16 protein-coding genes are annotated in these 23,190 nt (G+C 47.1%); 6 read left to right on the forward strand and 10 right to left on the reverse strand.

Annotation, left to right across the window (positions count from 1 at the left end; genetic code table 11):
- Nucleotides 1-24 precede the first annotated feature (24 nt).
- From trkA to MCG46_RS16330, 3 genes are all read left to right on the forward strand, one after another.
- A complete protein-coding gene (trkA, locus tag MCG46_RS16320; RefSeq protein ID WP_240280919.1) occupies nucleotides 25-1,398 on the forward strand; it encodes a Trk system potassium transporter TrkA in 1,374 nt (457 codons plus the stop codon).
- Nucleotides 1,395-2,864 carry a TrkH family potassium uptake protein gene (locus tag MCG46_RS16325; RefSeq protein WP_240280920.1) on the forward strand — a complete coding sequence of 490 codons (1,470 nt, stop codon included), beginning with the start codon at nucleotides 1,395-1,397 and terminating at the stop codon, nucleotides 2,862-2,864. The genes trkA and MCG46_RS16325 overlap by 4 nt, the downstream gene beginning before the upstream one ends.
- Before the next feature lie 150 nt (nucleotides 2,865-3,014).
- Nucleotides 3,015-5,597, forward strand: coding sequence for an NYN domain-containing protein (locus tag MCG46_RS16330; RefSeq protein WP_240280921.1), 2,583 nt, complete (start codon nucleotides 3,015-3,017; stop codon nucleotides 5,595-5,597).
- 431 nt (nucleotides 5,598-6,028) lie between these two features.
- On the opposite strand, the gene MCG46_RS16335 is transcribed toward MCG46_RS16330, so the two are convergent.
- From MCG46_RS16335 to MCG46_RS16360, 6 genes are all read right to left on the reverse strand, one after another.
- Entirely contained in the window at nucleotides 6,029-6,859 is an 831-nt protein-coding gene (locus MCG46_RS16335) for a class I SAM-dependent methyltransferase (protein WP_240280922.1), read from the reverse strand.
- 280 nt (nucleotides 6,860-7,139) lie between these two features.
- Nucleotides 7,140-7,631 carry a hypothetical protein gene (locus MCG46_RS16340; RefSeq protein WP_240280923.1) on the reverse strand — a complete coding sequence of 164 codons (492 nt, stop codon included), beginning with the start codon at nucleotides 7,629-7,631 and terminating at the stop codon, nucleotides 7,140-7,142.
- 846 nt (nucleotides 7,632-8,477) lie between these two features.
- Nucleotides 8,478-9,263 carry a hypothetical protein gene (locus MCG46_RS16345; RefSeq protein ID WP_240280924.1) on the reverse strand — a complete coding sequence of 262 codons (786 nt, stop codon included), beginning with the start codon at nucleotides 9,261-9,263 and terminating at the stop codon, nucleotides 8,478-8,480.
- A 277-nt stretch (nucleotides 9,264-9,540) separates the two neighbouring features.
- The gene (locus MCG46_RS16350) at nucleotides 9,541-11,283 is read right to left on the reverse strand and encodes an N-acyl-D-amino-acid deacylase family protein (RefSeq protein WP_240280925.1); all 1,743 of its coding nucleotides are present in this window, start codon (nucleotides 11,281-11,283) and stop codon (nucleotides 9,541-9,543) included.
- An 819-nt stretch (nucleotides 11,284-12,102) separates the two neighbouring features.
- Complete coding sequence (locus MCG46_RS16355) at nucleotides 12,103-12,405, reverse strand: hypothetical protein (RefSeq protein WP_020225523.1); 303 nt, start codon at nucleotides 12,403-12,405, stop codon at nucleotides 12,103-12,105.
- A gap of 164 nt (nucleotides 12,406-12,569) precedes the next feature.
- Entirely contained in the window at nucleotides 12,570-13,301 is a 732-nt protein-coding gene (locus MCG46_RS16360; protein WP_240280926.1) for a sugar isomerase domain-containing protein, read from the reverse strand.
- 456 nt (nucleotides 13,302-13,757) lie between these two features.
- Between MCG46_RS16360 and MCG46_RS16365 the strand changes: the two genes are divergently transcribed.
- Nucleotides 13,758-15,560 (forward strand): FAD-dependent oxidoreductase, encoded by a 1,803-nt coding sequence (locus tag MCG46_RS16365; RefSeq protein WP_240280927.1) that lies wholly within the window; start codon nucleotides 13,758-13,760, stop codon nucleotides 15,558-15,560.
- Between the two features lie 121 nt (nucleotides 15,561-15,681).
- Nucleotides 15,682-16,530: a MerR family transcriptional regulator gene (locus MCG46_RS16370; RefSeq protein WP_240280928.1), complete on the forward strand. Its 849-nt coding sequence runs from the start codon at nucleotides 15,682-15,684 to the stop codon at nucleotides 16,528-16,530.
- 122 nt (nucleotides 16,531-16,652) lie between these two features.
- Here MCG46_RS16370 and MCG46_RS16375 read toward each other — a convergent pair whose 3' ends face one another.
- From MCG46_RS16375 to MCG46_RS16385, 3 genes are read right to left on the reverse strand one after another with little or no spacing between them, the layout of a single operon-like run.
- Nucleotides 16,653-17,444, reverse strand: a complete 792-nt coding sequence (locus MCG46_RS16375; protein ID WP_240280929.1) for an ABC transporter ATP-binding protein — start codon at nucleotides 17,442-17,444, stop codon at nucleotides 16,653-16,655.
- On the reverse strand, nucleotides 17,437-18,315 hold the full coding sequence (locus MCG46_RS16380; RefSeq protein ID WP_240280930.1) for an ABC transporter permease: 879 nt from the start codon (nucleotides 18,313-18,315) through the stop codon (nucleotides 17,437-17,439). Before MCG46_RS16380 ends, MCG46_RS16375 begins: the two co-directional genes overlap by 8 nt.
- Before the next feature lie 26 nt (nucleotides 18,316-18,341).
- Entirely contained in the window at nucleotides 18,342-19,331 is a 990-nt protein-coding gene (locus MCG46_RS16385; protein ID WP_240280931.1) for an ABC transporter substrate-binding protein, read from the reverse strand.
- Between the two features lie 668 nt (nucleotides 19,332-19,999).
- Here MCG46_RS16385 and MCG46_RS16390 point away from each other — a divergent pair.
- Complete coding sequence (locus MCG46_RS16390) at nucleotides 20,000-22,501, forward strand: transglycosylase domain-containing protein (RefSeq protein WP_240280932.1); 2,502 nt, start codon at nucleotides 20,000-20,002, stop codon at nucleotides 22,499-22,501.
- Nucleotides 22,502-22,662: 161 nt separating this feature from the next.
- Here the strand turns inward: MCG46_RS16390 and MCG46_RS16395 are convergent, their stop codons facing one another.
- On the reverse strand, nucleotides 22,663-23,109 hold the full coding sequence (locus MCG46_RS16395) for a GatB/YqeY domain-containing protein (protein WP_240280933.1): 447 nt from the start codon (nucleotides 23,107-23,109) through the stop codon (nucleotides 22,663-22,665).
- Nucleotides 23,110-23,190 lie beyond the last annotated feature (81 nt).

The raw sequence follows: 23,190 nt of genomic DNA on the forward strand, positions 1-23,190 counted from the left end.
GTTTTTCTGACTGGGGGAATACTTATGAATATCATTATTTCCGGCTGCGGCAACGTCGGCTATCATCTGGCGCGTACCTTAATGAAAGAGGGTCACAGCGTCACCGTGATCGACGCTGATGCCGAAGTCTGCCAGCGGGTCAGCCGTCAGCTGGATGTGCTGTGCCTGCAGGGATCCGGCATGGATCTGGATGTTTTAAACGAAGCCGGAGCAGCCTCGGCTTATTTGTTTATTGCGGTCACCCGGGATGAGAAAGCCAACATTCTCAGCGCCTTAATGGCCCGGCATTTAGGCTGCCGCATCGCGCTGATTCGGCTCCAGGAATCAACCGGACTGAAATCTTTATCCCTGCTGAGTCAGGATCTGAAATTGTCGCTGTCACTCAATCCTGACGAACTGGCAGCCCGGGATATTGTCAGAATTCTGGAATTTCCGGCATCCGTCAATGTGGACAGTTTTTCCGCAGGCCGCATTGAACTGATGGAATTTGAAATTGATGACGATTCACCGTTGATCGGCAAAAATCTGATCGAGGTTCGCCAAGCCTATCCCGGCCGTTATTTGTTCAGCCTGTGCGTGCGCCGCGGCGTAGCTTCCATTCCCCGCGGTAATTTTATCATTCAGGCTCAGGATCATTTAACGCTGAGTGCCTCGCGCAGTCAGGCGTTGGGCTTTTTCAGTCGGCTGAAACTGCAGACAACTAAAATTCGCCGGATTATGATCCTAGGCGGAGGCGATCTGGGACTGTCAGTCTGTCAGCAGCTTGCCGGACAGAGTCTTCAGATCACGCTGGTGGAAAAGGATCCGGCACGCTGTGCCTTGATCAGCCAGTGGTTCCCGGACATGGATGTTTGTCAGGGCGATATTACCAATCATCCGTTTTTACAGACCCTAGGCTTTGACGCAATGGATGCTCTGATCGCTGTAACCGGCAGCGATGAAGTCAACGCCATGCTCGCTCTGTATGCAAAGGCACGGAAAATCCGCTTAGTGTTCTGCCGGCAGAACACCCATTCTTATCTGCCGATTCTGCATCAGGCCAAAGTCCGCACCGTGCTGCCAAAAGATTTAGCTACTGAACAGATTCTGGGTTATGTCCGTTCGATTGACAGTCGGGATGACAACCCAATTGTCACCCTGCACGCTCTGGCTGACAATCAAATCGAGGCTCTGGAATTTGAAATTGGCCCGGATGCCAAACGGATCATCGCCGCCCGGCTGATGGATCTGCCGTTAAAGAAAAACATCCTGATCACTGCGATTCTGAGATCTGCCCAGATCCTCATTCCCACGGGCCAGGATCAGCTTCAAACCGGTGATTTTATCATTGTTTTAGCGCCTTCCGGCCAGGTTCGCCGGCTAGCGGATCTGCTTGAGGATTCGCCGCGGCTGTTATGAACCGGAAATTTGCCGGCTGGATCGCCGGCGGATCGCTGTTGGGATCAGCTGCGGCGATGGTTTTTCCGCTGCTTTTCGCGCTTTTGCAGAAAGAACGTCCAGGTATCTTTTTAATCCCGATTCTGCTTTGTGCTTTGCCGGGGTTCCTGCTTGTCCGCCGTTGTTATGGCCAGCGGATCCTTTCCGCCCGGGAAGGGTTGCTGAGCATCGCTTTATGCTGGCTGATCCTGTCGCTGACCGGCATGCTTCCGCTGCTGCTTCACGGCCAGATTTCCGCCATCGACGCCTGGTTTGAAATCATTTCTGGATATACAACGACGGGAGCCACGGTTTTGGTTGATGTTGAAGCTCTGCCCCGTTCGCTTTTGTTATGGCGCGCGCTGACGCAGTGGATCGGCGGCATCGGGTTTGTCGTCTTTATGGTGATGGCCGTGCCCGCTTCTCAAGGCAGTACAATGAATTTAGCGGAGGCAGAAGCCAGTCCGGCTGCCGAGAAATTATTTCCGCGCTTTCGTCAGAATGCCGCCCTGCTGTGCCTGGTGTACTGCGGGCTTACCGTGCTGGAAATGATCGGTTTATGCTTAGCCGGCATGCCGCTGTGGGAAAGTGTCTGTCATGCTTTGGCCACGGCCGGTACCGGCGGCTTTTCAACCCGCAATCTGGGCATTGCCGCCTTCCAGTCTCCCGCCGTGGACACCCTCATCGCTGTTTTCATGTTGCTTTTCGGAGCTAATCTCAAGCTGATCTGGCTGATTTTGATCGGCAAAGCCGCGCAAGCTTTCAAAAATGAGGAACTGCGCTGGTATATCCTTATCTTTCTGGGATCCTGGCTGTTGGTTGCAAGCAGTCTGATCTTGGATGGAAAGGCTTTATTGGATGCGTTGGGTCTCGCCTTTTTCCAGACTTCCAGCGCGGTCAGTACGACCGGATTCGCCAATGCCGATTTTAACGGTTGGCCGCAGTTATGCCGGCTCTTGCTTCCGCTGCTGACGATGTTGGGAGCGTGCGTGGGATCCAGCGGAGGCGGATTAAAGATCAGCCGGGTCATCCTGGCTGTCAAAACGATGAAACGTGAACTGCACCGCAGCCGTCAGCCGCAGCTTGTCAAATCCGTGATGCTGGACAGAAAACCCGTTCCTGAGGTTACGATTCAGCGTACGTTAACGTTTATTTTGATTTATCTGACGGTGCTGATTGTCGGCTGGGTTTTCCTAGCGGCGATGGGCAGTGATCTGGAAACGGCCGGCAGCGCAGTTTTAACCTGTATGAACAATTCCGGCACCGGATTAAACGCGGTTGGCCCGCTGGGCAGTTATGCTGCTTTCCCAGCCTTTTCTAAATTTGTACTCAGCCTGGTCATGCTGGCAGGACGGCTGGAATTTTATCCACTGCTGCTGTTATGCCTGCCCAAAACATGGTCGTCAATGGCTTTAAAATCCCGCACTGAAAATTCCTCTTCAATCTGACTGCAGGAAGATAGGATAGGCCGTATGTAAAGCAATACTTCTGTACTATCGCCTTCAACAAATACCCGAGGGAACCGCTGTCCGCTGAAAGCTGCAGGAAACTCTGGCAAAAGACTTGAACAATCTCTGAAAGTGAAATACAATTTTTCTATGAAATCGATTATTCTTGGCGCTCTGGCGCACGTCGACGCCGGCAAGACCACTTTGTCGGAAAGTCTTCTTTATTTATCCAACCAAATTCGTAAGCGCGGCCGTGTGGATCATCAGGATACCGTTCTGGATTATGACAGTCAGGAACGCAGCCGAGGTATTACGATCTTTTTAAAGCAGGCCATTTTCCCCTGGAAAGAGACCGAATTCACACTCCTGGATACGCCCGGTCATATTGACTTCAGTGCGGAAATGGAGCGCACGCTGCAGGTGCTTGATTACGCTGTCGTTCTGATCAGCGGCATCGACGGTGTTCAGGCGCACACGCACACGATCTGGAAGCTCTTGGAAACGTATCATGTTCCAGCGTTTGTGTTTGTCAACAAGATGGATATCGCCTACACGGATGCTGCTTCAGTCATGGCAGCACTGCAGAAACAGCTGGATCCGCGGATCCTGGATTTTACGCATGCAGAAGAACAGATGGAAAACATCGCGATGCAGCGGGATGATCTGCTGGAAAGCTACCTGGAAAACGGAACGTTATCCGTCGAACAGATCCAGAGCGCCGTTGCCGACCGCTCCCTGTTTCCGTGTTATTTTGGTTCGGCGCTTAAAGACGAGGGCATTGAAGCCTTGTTGGATGGACTTGATGCCTACACACAGGAAAAAATTTATCCCGAAGCCTTTGGAGCCCGTGTCTTTAAGGTATCCCGTGACCGTCAGGGTACGCGGTTAACCCATGTCAAAATCACCGGCGGCACCCTCAAAGCCAAGCAGGTGCTGGACAACGGGGAAAAGGTTGATCAGCTGCGGCTGTATTCGGGTGAACAGTTTACCATGGTCAATGAAGTGTCAGCCGGTCATGTCTGTTGTCTGAAAGGTCCGATGAAGCTGGGAATTCATGATGGCCTGGGTTTTGAGCAGCCCGCCCGTTCCCCGATTCTTTCGGCCTGTCTGAGCTACAGTCTGATTCCGCCGCAGGGCTGCGATCCCTTTGCCCTGTACCGCCAGCTGAAACAGCTGGAGGAAGAGGATCCCCAGCTGCACCTGCAATTTCATGCCCCTACTCAGGAAATTCGCATTCAAATGATGGGTAATGTCCAGATTGAAATTCTAAAACAGCTGATCAGCGATCGCTTCCATCTGGATGTAGAGCTGGATGAAGGCAAGATCAACTATAAAGAAACGATTCTGGAGCCGGTGGAAGGCGTTGGTCATTATGAACCGCTGCGCCATTATGCGGAAGTTCATCTGTTGTTAGAACCGCTGCCGCCTGGCTCCGGGATTCAGATTACTTCGGATTGCCCGGTTGACTTCTTAGCTCTGCCATGGCAGAAAATGGTTCTCAACTGTCTTGATGAAATGGAAGTGCCGGGGGTTTTAACCGGATCGCCGATCACCGATATCAAAATCACCTTGATCGCCGGCAAAGCTCATATCAAACATACTGAAGGCGGCGATTTCCGACAGGCAACCCTGCGTGCTCTGCGTCAGGGACTGCGCTCCGTTTCCTGTCAGCTGCTGGAGCCCATCTATCAATTTCGAATGGAACTGCCTTCGGGACAGCTTAGCCGGGCGATGTTTGATTTGGAAAGAATGCAGGCCCAGTCGTCCATCACGCAAACGCGGGAAGAAACCGTTATTCTTGAAGGAACGTCTCCAGTTGCCAAAATGCGCAATTACCAGGCGGAACTGACCGCGTACACCCATGGCTTAGGCCGCTTAACCTGTACCTTTGATGGTTATCAGCCCTGCGCTGATCAGGAGGCTGTAATTGAAGCCATCGGTTATGACTGCGACGGCGATCTGGATTTTCCTGCCGATTCGATTTTCTGCAGCCATGGCGCCGGCTTCCTTGTTCGATATGATGAAGTCAGCGAACACATGCATCTGGAAGCCCAGTGGCATCCGCAGACCCCTCTCAGCAGCGATTCCGGTTATCATCATAACCGTTATACAGTGGATGACGCCGAACTGAAACGGGTCATGGAGCGAACGCACAAGCCGAAAGAAAAAGCTGCCGTTCACTCACCAGTCCGGCGCAAGGAAATGCCGGAGCATGTTGAAATTCTGCAGCAGCAGCCCAAGACAAAATGTCTGTTAGTGGACGGCTACAACATGATTCATTCCTGGAGTGAACTCATTCCCCTGGCTGAGGCAGATCTTTCGGCAGCCCGCGAACAGCTGATCCAGCGCTTATCCAGCTTCCAGAGAACTCGAACGGGAATCCTGATCATCGTCTTTGATGCCTATCAGGTTAAAGACAATCCCGGCTCCATTCAAAAGCTGCATAATCTTTATGTTGTCTATACGAAAACGTCTCAGACCGCGGATTCCTACATCGAAAAAGCAACGCATCAGCTTGCCGATCAATTTGAAGTGACTGTAGCGACGTCCGACGGTATGGAACAGCTGATCATTCTGGGGCAGGGCGCAATGCGGCTCAGTTCCCGTGAACTGGAAGCACAGGTCAATCAGCTGCGTCATCAACATCGCCTGCAGGAACAAAGAAATTTGGAGCCTCACCGTCCGTTAAAAGAACTAAAAACCCTGCTTCCCGATCCCGATGAGGATCAATAACGCTCTTTCCTGATAAAAACAAAAAACGCAGATCCAACAGCATTGTCTGTTTCCGGTCTGCGTTTCATTTTTTATTGTCTGAAAGCGAAACAACTGCTTAAAGACTATGCAAGTTTTTGCGGGAGCGTTCCGCAAACTCATATAAAATCAAAATTTGAATATATACCCTAAAAACGGGTACGTGTGCTTATACAGCCGGGCTGTAAAAAGGCAAATTCAGCAAGTCCTTGTCCAGCTTGCTGACAGGCCTATTAAACCGCATCTTCCTCTGAAAATCAATCCGCGAGAAGCTAATGATGAGTTGCAGGTTCGGCTGAAAAGGGTTTGTAATGGAACATACGACCTTTAATATCTTTTCAAACGTCAAACCGTTTGGGTTGAAAACAACTAGGCAGCATAGTGCGTCCAATACCAATAAAACCTAGTGAAACCTACTTTGTAAAAACACCACAAATCGTTTCGTCATTGTCCGACAAGGACTTTCCTGCTACATCACCATAGAATTCAAAACTGCTGAAGCCTACGGTTTGAATTTCTGATAACAGCTTTTCTTTGGAAAAGAAATGATCCCATATATTGTAGCAATTTATCACTTCATCGGTCAAAACAACACATTGACGAAGCTCTGTGGCATCCTCATCATCATACTGGTATACAGACTCCAAACAAATATGCGGCTTTTCACACCAGAAACCACCTTCCTCGCAGCATTGCCAGGAACGGCTTTCGTTTTTTCTCATTTTTGGTGTAAAAACATCAACAATAAACTTCCCGTTTTGTTTTAACGCCTTATAAATCTTCTTTAATAAAAGAAGTCTGTCCGCTATCGGCAACGCGGCATAATCGCAGTAGATCAATGTAACGACATCAAATTGATTTTTGTAATCAATCGTCAGATAATTTTGATAATGGTACTCAATAGTACTGTTTTGCTGCATCGCCTGTTCTTTTGCATAGGCAATCGAACGTCTGGAAAAATCTACGCCCGTAACGCAATATCCGGCCGCATGAAACCGCTGTGCATAAAGGCCGGGACCACAACCCAAATCCAATAAGGACTTATATTGGGCTGGCGGTGCAATTTTAGCAATCCATTGAACCGATCGATCAAGAAATTCATGCTTTCGAGTTGCCGCATCCTCCTGCGGATTAAGATGTGCCGCCAGCATCCCTTTGGATATATGCGCGTCATTCCAGAACTCTCCAGTACTGGAAGCATATAATTGCGGCTTTTCAAGAAAACCGCTTAATTGTCGAATCATCAATACTCTCCTCCTTGTCTAAGCCAACCTCCTTGTGCAATTCGGTTAAGACACGTTCATGGAATATCTCTTTTACCAGAAAATCACCAACTCCACTTTCTTTGCCTAAGGTGAATTATTTTCATTCTAAAGGTAGGCCTCCTAAAAGTCAAATTCAAAGCAACATAGTTAAAATCGTCACTTATTTCTGCAAGACTTTAAACCGTTTTAGTCAATTTGGAAAGCATTGGAGGCATCTAATGACCAATATATAAATTACGCATTCAACAAAGCCCTACCTTCATTCCACGCTGTTCATCCACAGCCTGAATCCGCTGATCCGCTCCTGTTCTTCGGTTTCAGTTAACACCTTTGAGCTGTCCCGATCTTCGATTCTATGCGTCTTGATGATTTTCGCTCCCTGTTTATAATGAACGGACGGGAATTTTGTGATGGAATACCGTTCCATAAACGCAATAAAATCCAATGCGGCCTGTTCCTGTTTTGCTGACGCGTTCATCAGCGTTTCGGTATCCAGAAAATAGTAGGCGCTGGCTTGATGAAGTTTCAGCTTTTGCGTATCCTGAATAATTGCCTGACAGGTGATGTCTTTAGCACTGCAGTACAAAATAAAATAGGTCTCCTCGGTATCCATCAAACTTTCCAGTTCATCCTCAGTAATCGTCTGCATCTGTGGCGAACGGCTGATCTCAGCGCCCAGACTGGATTTCTTCACCGCGGTGCAGCTGATTAGAAACAGGCAAACTGTGGCCAAAACAATTGCTTTTCTCATAAAATTCATCCTCTGTTTCTATAAAACCTGCAGTGATATTTAAAATGATTTGAAAATCTGAAATAAAAGACGAAGTGTTTTGCCCAAATGGACTTGCTTCGTCTTTTCTATTTATTTCATTGGCTGAGAATTCAGCGTTATCAATTCAGATTAAACCTAAATTGGAAGCCTCGCTTTCTTCTCTCTTTGATATAGGAATAAAAACCAAAGACCTGATTTATTCACTTAGACCTTCTTCATCCTTGTCCATTGGTATGCCCTCTCCAGACTCACTTTCTATTCATGATTCAATTCAAGAGTTTTCTTTTCAGTTTCCTCTCCCCGTTCTGGTAACGAAGAAGGAAACGGCTTAAAATTCGAGCAACACCTTTTTCATGAGAACCTCCTGTGAGATCGATCGGATCTTTCTGCTTGATCCTCATCTCTTTCTATATCTATATCATAAACGATTATAAATCAGAAAACAGTCTGTTTTTTTAAATTTTTTTCCTGTATAATTAAAGTGTTGAGGGCAAAGAAAATCTTATTTACATCATCTTTAAACAGACAGAATACTCTCTTTTAAGTATTCTGCTTTGATTACAACCAAGAAACAGAAATGGGTTTTTCATCGGCATCCATTCGCTTTGTATTCAACTCATGGAATGGATGCTTTTTTGATTGCAGGTCTTTAAGCTGCATGTTTTATCATCCTAGAGCTTAGGAGGAAGAGAAGCCGCTTCTCTTTCCCCACTGCACCTACATCGCCGGTCATTTTCATTCCTCAAACTGATTTTGAGTCGTAATCCACACTTCTAATTTGTTCTCAATTATGTGATACACCGAAATAATTGAGAACGCCCTTATTTATTGTACAAAATATTTCAGCTGATATTTCCCAATTTCATTTTCAAAGATGATATAATGTTCACCTATTTCATTTGGAAAACGCTCTATTTCTTGGCCATTCTCATAGGCAGTAAAACCCTCTGAAATAAAGTCATAATCCTTTATAGAATCATAGGGTGGTATCCACCCATCATAATATTCTCCTGTTATTGTATAATTTTCATTCACAATAAGTAGTGGCACTAGGCTAAAAACACCACTGTTATTCTTAAATGTAACTAATACTCCGTCAAAATACTGATTCATAGTGGATCCTATAATTGATTCTTGACTTGAAAGATAACCATACAAAATAGAATCACCGTTTACTTTCATTTCAATCGTACAACTACTCGTAACTTCTTTATAAAAGTATTGTTCATTTTCGTCATTAGTAATCGTCATAATAGTACTAAAGCCTCCGGCACCATGAACAATTTCATAATCCGTACTCATTTCTTGATTTTGAATTAACTTTATAAATTGCATTGCTGCTTGCTTATTAAGGATCACAAAGACATGAGATCCAATATCACTTTGTTGCAAAGTAAGTCCCACAACATTATTGGGAATTATGTCTTTAAAAATGATATCACCCTTTGGGAAATCATATGGAGTTTTATCAGAAATTGAGGGCATAGGAGTAATACTAGGTTCAGCTGAAATAGAGGGTTGTATTTCAGCAGGCTTTTCACATCCTGTTAATAAAATTAGCAATAGTATCCAAAGTACCCGTTTTAACATATCTGAATTATCCTTGTCCATGGGTATGTCCTCCAGACTCACTTTCTATTCATGATTCAATTCAAGTATCTTCTTTTCAGTTTTCTCTCCCGTTCAGGTAATGAAGGAGGAAACGGCTTAAAATTCGAGCAGCACCTTTTTCATGAGAACCTCCTGTGAGATTGATCGGATCTTTCTGCTTGATCTTCATCTCTTTCTTTGTCTATATCATAATGATTATGAATTAGAAAACAGTCTATTTTTTTTAATTTTTTTCCTGTATAAATAAAGTGTTGAGGGCAGCGAAGCAGGCTGCCTTTTATTGTCGGTTTTTCCTTAACATCCGTCCAGCCGCCGCCTGCGTATGGTGCTTATGATCAATCGTCACAACGCCATTCACCAGGACATAATCAATGCCTTCCGGGTATTGAAAGACGTCTGTATCCCGATCATAGCTGTGCAGCTGTTCCCGATCCAGAATCACGATATCCGCATAAGCGCCAGTTTCAAGCACGCCCCGCTTTTCAATTCCAAAGCGTTCGGCTGGTTTCTGGGTGATTCTGTGAATCAGTTCTTCCAGCGGCAGCTGCTTTTGATAGCGTGTCAAATACCGGATGATAAAGCTGAAATTCATCGGATTCGGGGTCATCTGAATATCTTCATTTAAACCAAAATTCATGGTTTTATCTCCGGTAAAGCCATCTGAGCAAGGCATCGCAAGACGGTGCATGCACAGGATATCATTGGATTCGACAGCTCCCGGCATCGCCATCTCCGCGCCCATATCGCAGTCTTCCGCAAACAAATCCATCACCAGATCCAGCGGATTCTGCTTACGTTCTTCGGCATAGGCATAAAGATTTTTACCAATATGCGCAGCGTTTTCATGCCGAGAAATCGTCAGGATCGGGTATATACTGCTCATCAGATTCCGATGATCCAAAAACGGATAAAGACCGGCTTCCACCACGGTGTGGATCATTTTGCGGAAATCCGGAACTTTGAAATTTTCTGCCAGATGCTGACGGCTGCCGCTCATTAAGACAAACGGACGCAGAAATGTCGCAAAATAGGGTACAGTCATATCCATGCTGTAAGGAGAAGGAATCACATCATAGCTGAGGTCACAGCCCTGCTTTTCCATTTCTTCAAAATAAGCCAGTGTTTTCCGCGCCGCTTCTGCATTTGTCTTTTCATCAACACCCATGCCCAGCGTATGCACATGCGAAACATTGGCGCGCACGCCGGCAGCCATGGCCTGTTTCAGCATATCCTCATAACCTCCCATGCGGTCAGGTTTGCCCTCACTGTCAGTGTTGCGGGTGTGCGAAGCAAATATCCCGTCATATTCCTTGACTATTTTCAGCATTCTGACCGTTTCATCAAATGTCGCAAACGGTCCTGGGACATATTGCGGATCCGTTCCTGTTGACAAGCCGAAAGCTCCGTCTTCCAAACATTGACGAGTTAATTCTTCCATTTTTACGATTTCTTCTTCCGTGGCTTCCCGGCAGCAGTCCATACCCATTACCGTTCCGCGAATCGCACTGTAACCTGCCAGGGAAGCAATATTGCCGTCCAGCGGCTGCTGATCACATTTATCCAGATACTCTTTGAATGAATGCCAGTCCATCTCAATGCCGTATTGTTCTTTTAAGGCCTTCACTGCTTTTTCCTTCGGCAAAAGCAGCGCTGTCATTGTAAAATAGGAAGGTTCTGCCTGAAAAGCCACCTTAGGATCAATAATCGCGCTGCGGTACAGCTCATCCCCCACCGGACCATACGAATGTCCGCAGTTGCCTCCCACCACGGTCGTCACGCCCTGCATCAGATAATTCGTCATCGACGGCTGAAATAAAACAGATAAATCAGAATGAGAATGCGGATCAATAAAACCCGGTGTGATCACTTTGCCTTCTGCCAGAATTTCCTGCTTTGCGGACTCCTGGCTCAGATCTCCAATCGCACAGATCCGATCCCCAACTATCCCCACATCACCAATTCTGCCTGGCTTTCCTGTTCCATCGACGATCAATCCGCCGCGAATAAGAATATCAAACATAACTAATCCCTCCCTTTTTCCTTCATTATAGACCGGAACTTCCGGAATCCAAAGCAAATTCATCAACGAAAAAAGAGAACAGCTTCAGATCGCCATTCTCTTTCATCATTTAACTTTTCGTTTCTAATTTCTCTAAGCTTTTCCTTGGACAGCGGACATAACTTAAAGTGAAATTCTAACTTCATTTTCTGAATCTGTTATTTCTTTTAGAAACTGATTCTTTTCATTCCTATGATCTTCAAAATCTAGCTTATCACCTTCTTTTGAAATTCAAGTTATGAAAATCTATTTTTTCTTGTCCATTGGTCTGTCCTCTCCAGACTCACTTTCTATTTTTAATTCTTTGTTTTCGCAATTTGAGATTCAGTTCCCTCTCCTTGTTCTGGTAACAAAGAAGGGAACGGCTTAATATTCGAGAAGTACCTTCTTCATGAGAACCTCCTTTTGAGACCACGGGATCTTACTACTTGATCCTCATCTCTTTCTACACCCATATAATACAATATATAAAATAAGGAAACAGTCTGTTTTTTAAAAATTTTTTGAGGTATAATTAAACTGTTGAGGGCAGTTTCATCGAAGCTGCCCTTTCTTGTTGCCATTTGTCTTTCAGCAACCATATTTTTAATGAAACTTAACATAAGAAAATTCACTTTATCTTTAGCAGGATTCTGACAAAAATCCACAGAGGGATCACTGTAATCTCATTTCATTTTTATATCAACATGAGCACATCCAATTTCCGCAAAGTAAATTTATGCCATATATCCAATTTCAGCATTAATCATATTAATCTAACAAAAAAAGGACGCGAAGTCCTTAAAGAAAACATGAAAAATAAGCCAGAGCCAGAGGCAGAATGATCAACAGAAACCCTTTCAGGGAAATCCAATTATATTTACTTTGTTCCTTCGCCTGCTCCTGAGCAAACTTTACTGGCATAGAATTCATCGTATACGCCAGCGGAACTTTGGAAAAGAAATACAGCGCCAAAATTACAAAAGCAGCACTGCCGAAAAATTTTCGGATTCCCAGCACCAGAAAATAGTCAGCAAGCGACAATCCAATAACCGCTAATAAATACAGTAGATAAATAACGCCTAGAAGTTTGTTTTTCCGCATGCTCCAGCCTCCTCTCCCGCACAGAATGATCTTCCTTATTTAATGCTATACACAACAAAGATTACCTTAATTTCATTATAGAACACATCAAACAAAAAGAGAAGAATTCCCCCTTGAACTTTCAGGAATTCATTCTCTTCTCTTAAACTTTTTGGATTCCGTCCTTACCAGCCGAATTCCTTATAGTGTGGATAAACTTCGGCGTTGTTGTACTCGGTTCCGCCTGGGAAATTAGCACTCTTTAACAACAGCGGTGTTTTCCCGCTTTTTTGCATTTCTTCCAATACTACAGCCGTGACAGACCAGAGAATATAAGAACTCGCAATACCGCTGGCTGCGGCAAAATTCGCTTCGATGCCATCCACTTCCAACATGGCTTCTGCTGCCGGGGCGCAGTTATCCAATGTCAGATCGACAAATTCATACAGTTTCTTTCCTGAAGAATGAACCGCATCAACCGTTTGAGCATAACTCATGGAGCTCATTGCAATCACCTTGATGCCCATCTTCTTGGCTTCCCAAGCTAGATCCACAACCCCTTTTGTCCGGCCGGAAACCGAACCGACAAATAAAATATCACCCGGACGGATCGTGGAGGCTTTTAAGATATACGCGCCCAAACCTTCCATATCCGTGTCCAGATCGCTGCGGTCACGTTCACGGGCATCCGACTGAACATCTAATTTATAATGAAATGTCCGGTAAAAAGCCGGTCCGCCGCCGCGGTTAAACAGATCCATTTCGATGGAATGACAAATGCCGCTGAGATAGATATTGCCGCCGGCGTCAATGGTTTCCGCAATCATTTTGCCCGCTGTGATGATGTTTTCCCGCTGTGTTGTTTTGATTTGTTCAAACAGTTGATCGACACGCTTCTGATAATCGTCCAATATCATAATTTCTTCTCCTCTTTTCAGCCTTATCATAGCAAACTCGAATCAAGATTACCATAGGAATTGGTTAATTAATTCAATTTCTACAGTCTTCATTCGGGTTATAAATACATTACTGAAGCAGCCGGATTGCGCGATTTAATCCTTAATCAAAGAAGTGTCTAAGTCTGTCTGCAGATGCTTTCCGCTAAACTGTACGGATTAAATTATCGCTTACCTCCAGCAAACAAGCCGCCTTTGCGATAACGTTGAACCTGAAATCATTTCTCAATTCTCTGATACCAATAATTGTCAGGAAATTTTGAAAGTGCCGAACAATTCAAAGAAGGCGGACCAGTTTGTATCTCTGCCAAATCTGTGGGGTACTTCATTGTTGAATTCAGTTTGTGATTGTTTTCATTTTCTTATTGACTCGACAGCTGCTGTCGGGTTTTTAATAAACGCATGGGAGGAAGAAGAATGAACAACTTTAAAAAAATGCTTTTAACGATGTCAGCAGGACTGCTGATCCTGGGCGGCTGCACGCCCAAACCTCAGCAAAATACATCCGCGGCGCTGATGAAAGCCGGAACCTACACCGCAAAAGCCAGCGGTTATGCCGGTGATCTGGAAGTGACTGTCACGGTGGATGAAGAGAAGATCCTTTCCGTAGAGATTGGAGACAATCACGAAACACCGAGTGTGGGCGGGATGGCGATTGAACAGCTGCCCAAGCAGATTGTCGATGCCCAAAGCTTAGCCGTAGATGGCATCAGCGGAGCCACGTATACATCCAACGCCATTTTTAATTCTGTTAAAGACTGTCTGACTCAAGCCGGCGCAGATCTTGCTCAGTTTGAAAAAGCGCAGACCGCGAAGACCGGAGAAGAAATTAACCTGCCGGCAGACGTAGTCATCATCGGAGCCGGGGCAGCGGGATTAAGCGCAGCTCTGCGGTTAAATGAACTGGGACAGGAAAGTATTCTCGTTCTGGAAAAGATGGCTTATACCGGTGGTGCTTCTGCCACCTGCGGCGGCGGTTTTTTAGCGTCTGGATCAAAATACCAAGCCGAAGCAGGCATCGAAGATTCACCAGAACTGATGGTTGAAGAACTGCTGAAAAAAGGCCACAATCTCAATGATATTGAACTGACACGGCTGCATGCTGAAAATTCCGCAGCCGCGATCGACTGGCTGATCGATGACATCGGTGCCCAGTTTAATATCCCGCAGCCAAGTGAAAAAGGAATTGCCCGGGATTTCACTGCCGTTGGCGGCGGTGCAGGCCTGATGCAGACCTTGCACGATGCTGCCCTGAACCGCGGAATTGAGATCCAGCTCAACACACAGGCCACGGCTCTGATCTATGAAAACGGAAAAGTTACCGGCGTAGAAGCGAAGGATGATCAGGGAAATCATTACACCATTCCGGCCAAAGCGGTGCTGTTAGCCACTGGGGGCTATGGCAACAATCAACAGCTGATACAAAGCGCAGATGCCGGACGGGTTATCTATTACGGTCCGGTGTCCTCGAACGGTGAAGGCTTGGAAATGGCACAGAAAATCGGCGCAAAGGTTACAAACCTTCAATATTTAGGCGTTAAGCCCAATGGCTTGGAAATCAGTGCCGGAGTAGGAAAATACACTCAGCCGGCAAACAATGCGATGTGGAAAGCTTCAGCCGGAATTCTGGTTAACGATGCAGGGCAGCGCCTGATTAATGAAACCAGCAGCGAACAGGATCTGGTGGAAATTTATAAGCAGCAGAATGACTGGGCTATGTATACCGTGATGGATCAGGCTGCTTATGACGTTTTCTATGCTACCGCCATCGACAAGCACCTGTTTTCGGAGGCTGAAGCTGCATCGTGGATCAGCGAAAAAGGGACTGGGACCACTATCTTTGTTCAGGGTGAAACCCTTGCCGATGCCGCACAGCAGGCCGGGATTGACGCCGATCAGCTGACCGAGACGCTAAACGCCTACAATCAGGGTTATCAAACCGGAAATGATGAATTTGGACGGACACTGACTGCCGAATTCAAGATGGACGGTCCGATTTACATCGTCAAACAGAACCTGCGCTTTGCGACCAGTCTGGGCGGTCTGGATATCAATCCTGACTGTCAGGTTCTAACGGAGAAAGACGAAGCAATTGAAGGCCTGTATGCCGCCGGCGAAGTCGTCGGCAACGTCCAGGGCGATGCATCCAGCGCTTATCTAAGCTGGAGCGCCACTTCGGGAAAAATTGCGGCCGAAAGCATCGATGCTCTGCTGAAATAATTCACACAGGTACGGAAATTCCATTTTCGTGCCTTTTCTTTTGATTTCTCTGACCATGATCTTTCCTGCGCTTGACTTCTACCGTTTTAACGATAAACTTGAACATAAGTGAGGAAAGACCATGGCTAAATTTAAAATCGGAGAATTATCCAAACTGCTGAATATCCCGGAAACGACAATTCGTTACTATGATAAGATGGGCATTGTCGATTCCCATAAAAATAATCACAGCGGATACCGGGTGTTTAACGAAGTGGACATGCATAACCTGATGCACTATAAGCTCTATCGTTCGTATGGTCTGAATCAGAAACAGGCCCAGCAGTGCATTTATGATTTGAATCTGGATGAAATTGATCAGGTTCTAAGCGAAGATGAACAGGACATTGCCCGCCAGATTCGTTTTCTGACGGAAAAGCAGCGAATTGTCCAAGCGAAAAGACAGTTTATTGAAGCGCTGGATCATCAGTTAGGAACGCTGCAGGTAATCGAAAGGAAGGCCTGCTGCCTGATCGGCTACCGTCAGCGAAACGGCGGACAAACCGCTTTGATTCAGAAAAAAGAGAACTATGATATACTCTCTGACTGGATGGAACGTTTTCCGCTGGTGTCGATGACGCCGTATTTTTTGGAATCTGATTTCCGCAGTCAGCTTGAACAGGAATACAGCGGACTGATCGTCGAGAAAAAAATTGCTGAGGAATTTAATCTGATCTGCGATGAACGCGTCATGGAACTGCCTCCTGCCCGCTGCATCAGTTATGTGTTCCATCGGCAAAAAGCAATGACTGTTCCTTTTATCCGCTACATGGAACCGGTCTTCCAGTATCTTGATGAGCATCAATATGAAGTCTGCGGCACCGTGACTTTTGATCATTATATTGCGCTGAAAAAACACAGCGAGCATCTGTTTTATGGTCGGGTTCTCGTTCCGTTTCGTTCGATCAACACCCCTGCCTCAACACTTTGATTTCATTGTCCTCTAAGCTCAGCTCGTATTCCTTGCTGAGTAAATTAAAAAACCGGCTTTCTTTTGATCAAGTCCCCCTGGACACCAATCATGTTGAAGCCGGTATTTTTAATTTAAACGAATTACCTTCCCAAAATCGTTCGGTCCGATAAGGCCGCGTGTTCACTGGCATACAGCGCCATGACGTCCTTCACCGTCAGCCGGCGGCGTTCTTCACCTTGATAGATATGCAGAATCTTGCCTTCATTCATCACAATCGTTTTATTGCCATAAGCAAGTGCATTTTCGATGTTATGCGTAATCATCAGTGTCGTGATATGATCCCGTTCGATGATTTGCTGGGTCAGGGCCATAATCGACTCCGCTGTTCGCGGATCCAGAGCCGCGGTGTGTTCATCCAAAAGCAGAAGTTTCGGCGTGACCACAGTCGCCATCAATAATGTCAGCGCCTGACGCTGACCGCCCGACAGGTGACCCGCCGGTGTTTTCATCCGCGTTTCCAATCCGAGATTTAAGGATTTCAGCAGATCGTAAAAGAACTGCTCATCTTTACGGCTGACGCCCAGCTGCAAAGACCTTCGCTTTCCTCGACTGTATGCCAGTCCCAGATTTTCTTCAATCGTCATCGAAGGCGCTGTTCCCTTGAGCGGATCCTGAAACAGCCGTCCGATCGCATGCGAACGGCGATGTTCCTTCATCCGGGTCAGATCCTGCCCGTCCAGCATGACCTGTCCTTCGCTTAGCGGCAGACTTCCGGCAATCCCGCCTAAAAGGGTGCTTTTGCCGGCGCCGTTGGAACCGATCACCGTGGCGAAATCTCCGGCTTCTAAGGTCAGGCTGACATGATCAAGCGCAATTTTTTCATTTACCGTTCCGGCATTAAAGACCACCGTGGCTTCCCGTACTTCAAGCATGGCGTTTCCTCCTTGTTTTCATTTTTCCCTGGATCTGCGGCACCGCCAAGGCCAAGACGACTAACGCGGAAGAAAATAATTTCAGATCGCTGGCCGCCAATCCCAGAGAAAGAGCGAACGTCAGCACGAACCGATAAACGATCGTCCCAGCGCAAATCGACGTCAGATGATGAACCAAGCCGCCCCTGCCAAACAGTGTTTCTCCGATAATGATTGACGCCAATCCCAGCACCAACATGCCCAGGCCGCCGTTGTTGTCCGCAAACTGCTGCTGCTGCGCCAACAGGCCGCCTGATAAAGCAACCAAGCCGTTGGCCAGCGCCAGGCCAAGGATTTTCATGGAATCCGTGTTGATCGAGGAAGCCCGCACCATTTCCTCATTGTCCCCCGTGGCCCGTAACGACAGTCCCAGCTGGGTTTTCAAAAACACCGTCAACAGGATCACCAGCACGACGACGATCAAAATCAGAATCCCGGTCGTCGCCTGCGGAAATTTCCCTTCAAACAAGGAAAACAACGTGGTCTTTTTATACAGCGATAAATTCGGCTTGCCGCTCATAATTCTCAAGTTGACCGAATACAAGCCCGTCATCGTCAGAATCCCCGCCAGAATCGGCTGGATTTTTAAACGGGTATGCAAAAGTCCGGTAATCCCGCCGGCCAGGATGCCGCCTACAAAGGCAGCTGCCAGCCCCAGCAGCGGATGGCCTGCCAGTGCCAAAACAGCGCTGATTGCCATTCCGGTCACAAAACTGCCGTCCACGGTCAGATCCGGCGTATTCAAGATCCGAAAAGACAGAAACAAACCCAATGCCAGCACAGAATAAACCAGTCCCAGCTGCAATGTGGAAAAAAATGTGTCCAGCGACATGTTTTAGCGCCTCCTTCCCTTTCTCTTTACTGCGGATCGTTTAACAAGACTAACTGCGGATCCGCGGCCACGCTGTCCGGCAGCGTCAGCTGCAGCTCTTCTAAAGCATCCGCATTGACGTAAATACTGAGATTCTGGTTAAATACCTTCACTGGAATTGCGCTGACCTCCGTCCCCTGAAGCACCTGATCCACCATCCGTGCCGTTTCCTTGCCCAGATCCACATAATTGATGCCAATGGTCGCCGTTCCGCCATCCATCACCATCGAATCGGCGCCGACATACACAGGAATCTGCGCTGAACGAGTAATCTGGGTAACGGTGCTCATCGCCGTTGCGACTGTGTTGTCATTCGGCGAAAACAAAGCGTCGCATTTTTCACTCAGCACCTGCACCGCCTGCGCCACCTCAGAGGTGTTGGCGACCGGCGCTTCCATCACCGTCAGTCCCCGTTTTTCGGCAGCGGCCTTGGCCTTGGCGATATTGGTTTGGGAATTGACCTCACCGACGTTATAAACCATCCCCAAGGTCTTTAAATCCGGCTGCAGCTGCAGTGCCAGATCCAGAATCTGTTCCACTGCCACTTCATCGCTGGTCCCAGTAATGTTCTGATCCGGATGTTCCAGGCTCGTAGTCAGTCCGGCCTCCATCGGATCGGTCACCGCCGAGAAGATCACCGGCGTCGTTTCCGCCAGCTTCGCCGCAGACTGGGCTGTCGGCGTGGCGATGGCCACGACAACGTCCAGCTTTTCCGATTGGAATGACGAAACGATCGAGCCGATATTGCTTTGTTCCCCCTGGGCATTTTTAAACACAAGCGTGCAGTTTTCCCCATCCTTATAGCCCAAAGCTTCCAGTTCCTCTTTGAAGCTGTCGTAAATCATATTCAGCGAGGTATGCTCCATCAGCTGAATGATGCCGATCCGCGGACCCTCCACGGTCTTTTTCGAACATCCGGTTAAGCTCATCAAGATTCCTAACGCTAACACCATCATCAATTTTCCTGTTTTTTTCATATTCTTTCTCCTCCGGTTTTCATCCTTTTTTTCTCAAAATACTGATGTTTGTTTACAGACGGCTTTTTCAGCCCGTCCCTCACTCCACATGCGGATGTTATCCATCCTCATCGCCTCCTGTTCTTCTGGCTTTTAAGCGAGAGGATCCCGGATCAATAAAAAAGCCTGCCCTCGCGGAAAAGTATAAAACTTTCCATCAAGGGCAGGCTGAATTTCCTGCGGTACCACCTTGTTTGAAAAAAGACGTTCACACAGTCTTTTCTCCACTCACCAAAAATGCCAACACATTTTCTGCCTTTTAACGTCGGCTCACGTCCGCAGCTACTCGATTTCTCTTTCACTTGGCCCTCTGAGGTCCATTTACCCAGCGGCATCTCTGTCTGGCTTCCACCTTACCCAAACTCTCTTGAAGCGCCTGTCTGTGCTTGATCTCCCCATCACTGGTTTATCTTCATTCTACACGTCAGAAAGGAAAAGTCAATGGGATTTTTACCCGGATATTCCTGGTTTTTTCTGCTTTTTCAGCTTTTTTCCCAAGAAAATGGCGCTTTTTACCACTTTTCCTTCTCTCTTTTTTGCCAATCTATAAGATTGTGGTAAAATAAAGAATGATTCATCAAAATGGATTTCTGCGGAAGTCCCCCACAGAGTAAGGAGAATCAAAGCGAATGTCAGAACAAAACAAATCTATGGATCCTCAAGAATCCCAAAATAAACCGAAGAAAAAAAAGCGCAGAGGTTCATTAGGGAAGAAAATTGCGATCTTCTTCGTTTATTTTCTTCTGATTGCCGGTCTGGCGGTTGGCGGAGGCGGCTTATATATCGCTTCTGAAATGATCAAGGATGCGCCTGAAATCAGTTTAAACGATTTTGAAGGATTGGAGTCATCCCAGATCTATGATCAGGATGGAATTTTGATTACCGAGCTGGGCGCGTATCTGCGTGAAAATATCACTTATGAAGATATGCCCAATTCGTTAGTTGACGCGTTTGTCGCGATTGAGGACTCACGCTATTTCGAGCATCCCGGCTTCGATGTACCGCGGTTTGCGAAAGCGGCGCTGGAAAATTTAAAATCCAAGAGCTTCGGTCAGGGCGGTTCCACCTTTACGATGCAGCTTGTAAAAAACACCTACTTCCAGGTGGATGATCTGGAAAACTCCACAATTGCGGAAAAGTCCGTTGATCGTAAGGTCCAGGAAATCTGGACAGCGCTGAAGCTGGAAAAACAGATTGATAAGAAGCAGATCTTTCAGCTGTATTTGAACAAGCTGAACTTCGGCGGCAATATCCGCGGCGTGCAGAAAGCGGCGCAGTATTATTTTGGCAAGGACGCAAAAGATCTGAGCTTGGGTGAAAGCGCGCTTTTGGCAGGGATTATTAACCGGCCTAACGCCTATAATCCGTATGAAAATCTCGATTATGCCACCAACCGGCGCAATACGGTGCTGGATATGATGGTTTATCATGGCTACATCACTGAAATGGAGGCCGATCTGGCCAAATCCATTCGCGTAGAAGATCTGTTAGTTGGTGAGGACTACACCATTTCGGAAAGCGGCGGACCTTACCAGGCTTATGTCGACGCGGTGATTGAAGAAGTCAAGCAGATCACCGGCAAAGATCCGGCCCTGACGCCAATGAAAGTTTACACCAACATGGACCGTACCGTTCAGGAACAGATCGACGCGATCCAGAAAGGCGAAAATATTGAATATCCGGACGAGCTGATGCAGATCGCGATCGTATCGATGAACAATCAGACCGGTGAGATCCGCGGCTTAGGCGGCGGACGGAATTATTCCGGAGCGCGTCTGTTAAACCGGGCGATCAGTCAGTTTAAACAGCCGGGCTCAGCGGTAAAACCGTTCCTGTCCTATGCATTGGCCTTTGAACATCTGGGATGGGCCACCGATCATGTGATTACCGACCGGCCGATTGTATACCGCGGAACCAAAAAGGTCATCAATAACTTTGACGGACAGTACCGCGGCGACGTAACGCTGCAGCAGGCTGTGGGTCAGTCGCTGAACACACCGGCAATTCAGACCTTGCAGGAGGTCATCGATACGATTGGACGTTCCAAGGTCGTCGATTATCTGCAGAGCTTAGGCTTCTCGCAGGTCAACAGCGACAACTTTGATACCGGCTATGCCATCGGCGGTTCCAGCTTCCAGGCCAGCGCGACAGAAATGGCCAGCGCGCATGCCGCCATGGTCAACGGCGGACGTTATGTCCAGCCGCACACCGTATCCCGCATTGAATTCAATGACGGTACCGCGGATTACGTCGCCGATCACAGCGGCAAACAGGTGATCAGTGAAGAAGCGGCCTACATGTCCAGCACGCTCATGCAGTACTGCGTTGAAGGTCCTTATTTCAATTACATGCAGGTTTTAAAGCGCAGTTATCCGGTCTATGCCAAAACCGGAACGACAGACTGGGGCAAAGACGGCCTGCGGTTCGGAATCCCGGAAGGCGCGGCTAAAGATAAATGGATGATCGCTTCGACCAGCCAGACGACCAATGTGGTGTGGGTAGGCTATGATAAAGGCGTGAAGGGTGAAAGCACCTATTTCGACAACGCGAAAAGCAAGCTGAACATTCCAGGTCAAATCTGCGAACTGCTTCTGGATGCCAATTATGATGAAGCCGATCCGCCGAAAGCGCTGACCCGTCCGGATGGGGTGGAGAACATCACTCACATTATCGGAACTTTCCCATATGCTTCACTGGATGGTGTCGATCCAAGTCTGTCGACAACCGGTCTGATCAAGAAGGAATACAACAATCTTGTTTCGCCATGGGGCAATTCTGAACAGAAGCTGGAAAGCACCGTCAGCGGCTACATCGATGAATGGGGCGGACTGACGATCAACTGGGGCGGCTATCGCGGCGATCTTCCGGCCAATCAAAAGGAAATCAGCTTATCGCAGGGTGACATTTACGTTTACGCTGTCGGACAAAAGCTATTTGACTGGAACTGGATTCTCGGCAATCCGTACTACTACGCCAAAGTCTATCTCAACGGCAACCTGTATCATGAAGTCAGCTCCGATCAGCCCACTTACTATGACTGGGTTGAAGGCGGCGGCAGCGTTAAAGTCTGCGGCTACTATGTTTACAGCACCGGCTTACACAGTGAGGAACAATGCGTCACCGTACGCTAACAAATAAAACCGTTTTCCGAAAAGGAGACGGTTTTTTCATACTTTTTTGTCCTCATTTGACCCTTTTCCTTTGGCTATGACCAATTAGAAACCTTTCTTCCAAGGCTTTTTGAAACAGAAAAAAGAACCTGCCCTAGGCAAGTCCTGATTTGAAGTCTTTGTTATTTCAGAATACGGCTGATCGCGGCATTGACCGATTTGCCATCCGTTTTTCCCTGATATCGGGCCATCATTTCTTTAATCAGCGTCCCTTTGTTTTTCACAATCGGCTCCAGCTGCAGCTCAGCCATCAAAGCATATACCGCTTCATTCAGTTCCTCTTCGCTCATCTGCGCCGGCAGATAGGCTTCGATGATCTCAATTTTGCGCTGAGTTTCGGCAATCAGATCCGGCCGGGAAGCCGATGTCTGGGCCAGCGAATCCTTGGTCTGCTTCAATTCCTTCTGTACGTACGTCAGCTCTTCTTCTTCACTTAAAGGTTTTCCTGCTTCCTTTTCCGCTAGGGCAATCGCGGAGATCAATAAACTGCAGACACCATTTTTCACGGTATCTTTTTCTTTCAGGGCCTGCATCTTATCTTTTCTTAATGTCGTTAATAATACTCCCATAAAATCATCCTTCTTTCCGTCTTTTTATTTATTATACCCCGTTTTTGAGCTGGGTTTCAACAGCCTTGCCAACAAACCTCC

The sequence above is a fragment of the Holdemania massiliensis genome, from assembly GCF_022440805.1.
In the GTDB taxonomy this organism is placed as follows: domain Bacteria; phylum Bacillota_I; class Bacilli_A; order Erysipelotrichales; family Erysipelotrichaceae; genus Holdemania; species Holdemania massiliensis_A.

Bases quoted from the DNA above. Each gene is read 5' to 3' on its own strand.
- MCG46_RS16385 (WP_240280931.1), bottom strand. From the start codon at position 19,331: ATGAAAAAAACAGGAAAATTGATGATGGTGTTAGCGTTAGGAATCTTG.
- MCG46_RS16345 (WP_240280924.1), bottom strand. From the start codon at position 9,263: ATGGACAAGGATAATTCAGATATGTTAAAACGGGTACTTTGGATACTA.
- MCG46_RS16375 (WP_240280929.1), bottom strand. From the start codon at position 17,444: ATGCTTGAAGTACGGGAAGCCACGGTGGTCTTTAATGCCGGAACGGTA.
- MCG46_RS16330 (WP_240280921.1), top strand. From the start codon at position 3,015: ATGAAATCGATTATTCTTGGCGCTCTGGCGCACGTCGACGCCGGCAAG.
- MCG46_RS16355 (WP_020225523.1), bottom strand. From the start codon at position 12,405: ATGCGGAAAAACAAACTTCTAGGCGTTATTTATCTACTGTATTTATTA.
- MCG46_RS16360 (WP_240280926.1), bottom strand. From the start codon at position 13,301: ATGATATTGGACGATTATCAGAAGCGTGTCGATCAACTGTTTGAACAA.
- MCG46_RS16395 (WP_240280933.1), bottom strand. From the start codon at position 23,109: ATGGGAGTATTATTAACGACATTAAGAAAAGATAAGATGCAGGCCCTG.
- trkA (WP_240280919.1), top strand. From the start codon at position 25: ATGAATATCATTATTTCCGGCTGCGGCAACGTCGGCTATCATCTGGCG.
- MCG46_RS16365 (WP_240280927.1), top strand. From the start codon at position 13,758: ATGAACAACTTTAAAAAAATGCTTTTAACGATGTCAGCAGGACTGCTG.
- MCG46_RS16340 (WP_240280923.1), bottom strand. From the start codon at position 7,631: ATGAGAAAAGCAATTGTTTTGGCCACAGTTTGCCTGTTTCTAATCAGC.
- MCG46_RS16380 (WP_240280930.1), bottom strand. From the start codon at position 18,315: ATGTCGCTGGACACATTTTTTTCCACATTGCAGCTGGGACTGGTTTAT.
- MCG46_RS16325 (WP_240280920.1), top strand. From the start codon at position 1,395: ATGAACCGGAAATTTGCCGGCTGGATCGCCGGCGGATCGCTGTTGGGA.
- MCG46_RS16370 (WP_240280928.1), top strand. From the start codon at position 15,682: ATGGCTAAATTTAAAATCGGAGAATTATCCAAACTGCTGAATATCCCG.
- MCG46_RS16390 (WP_240280932.1), top strand. From the start codon at position 20,000: ATGTCAGAACAAAACAAATCTATGGATCCTCAAGAATCCCAAAATAAA.
- MCG46_RS16335 (WP_240280922.1), bottom strand. From the start codon at position 6,859: ATGATTCGACAATTAAGCGGTTTTCTTGAAAAGCCGCAATTATATGCT.
- MCG46_RS16350 (WP_240280925.1), bottom strand. From the start codon at position 11,283: ATGTTTGATATTCTTATTCGCGGCGGATTGATCGTCGATGGAACAGGA.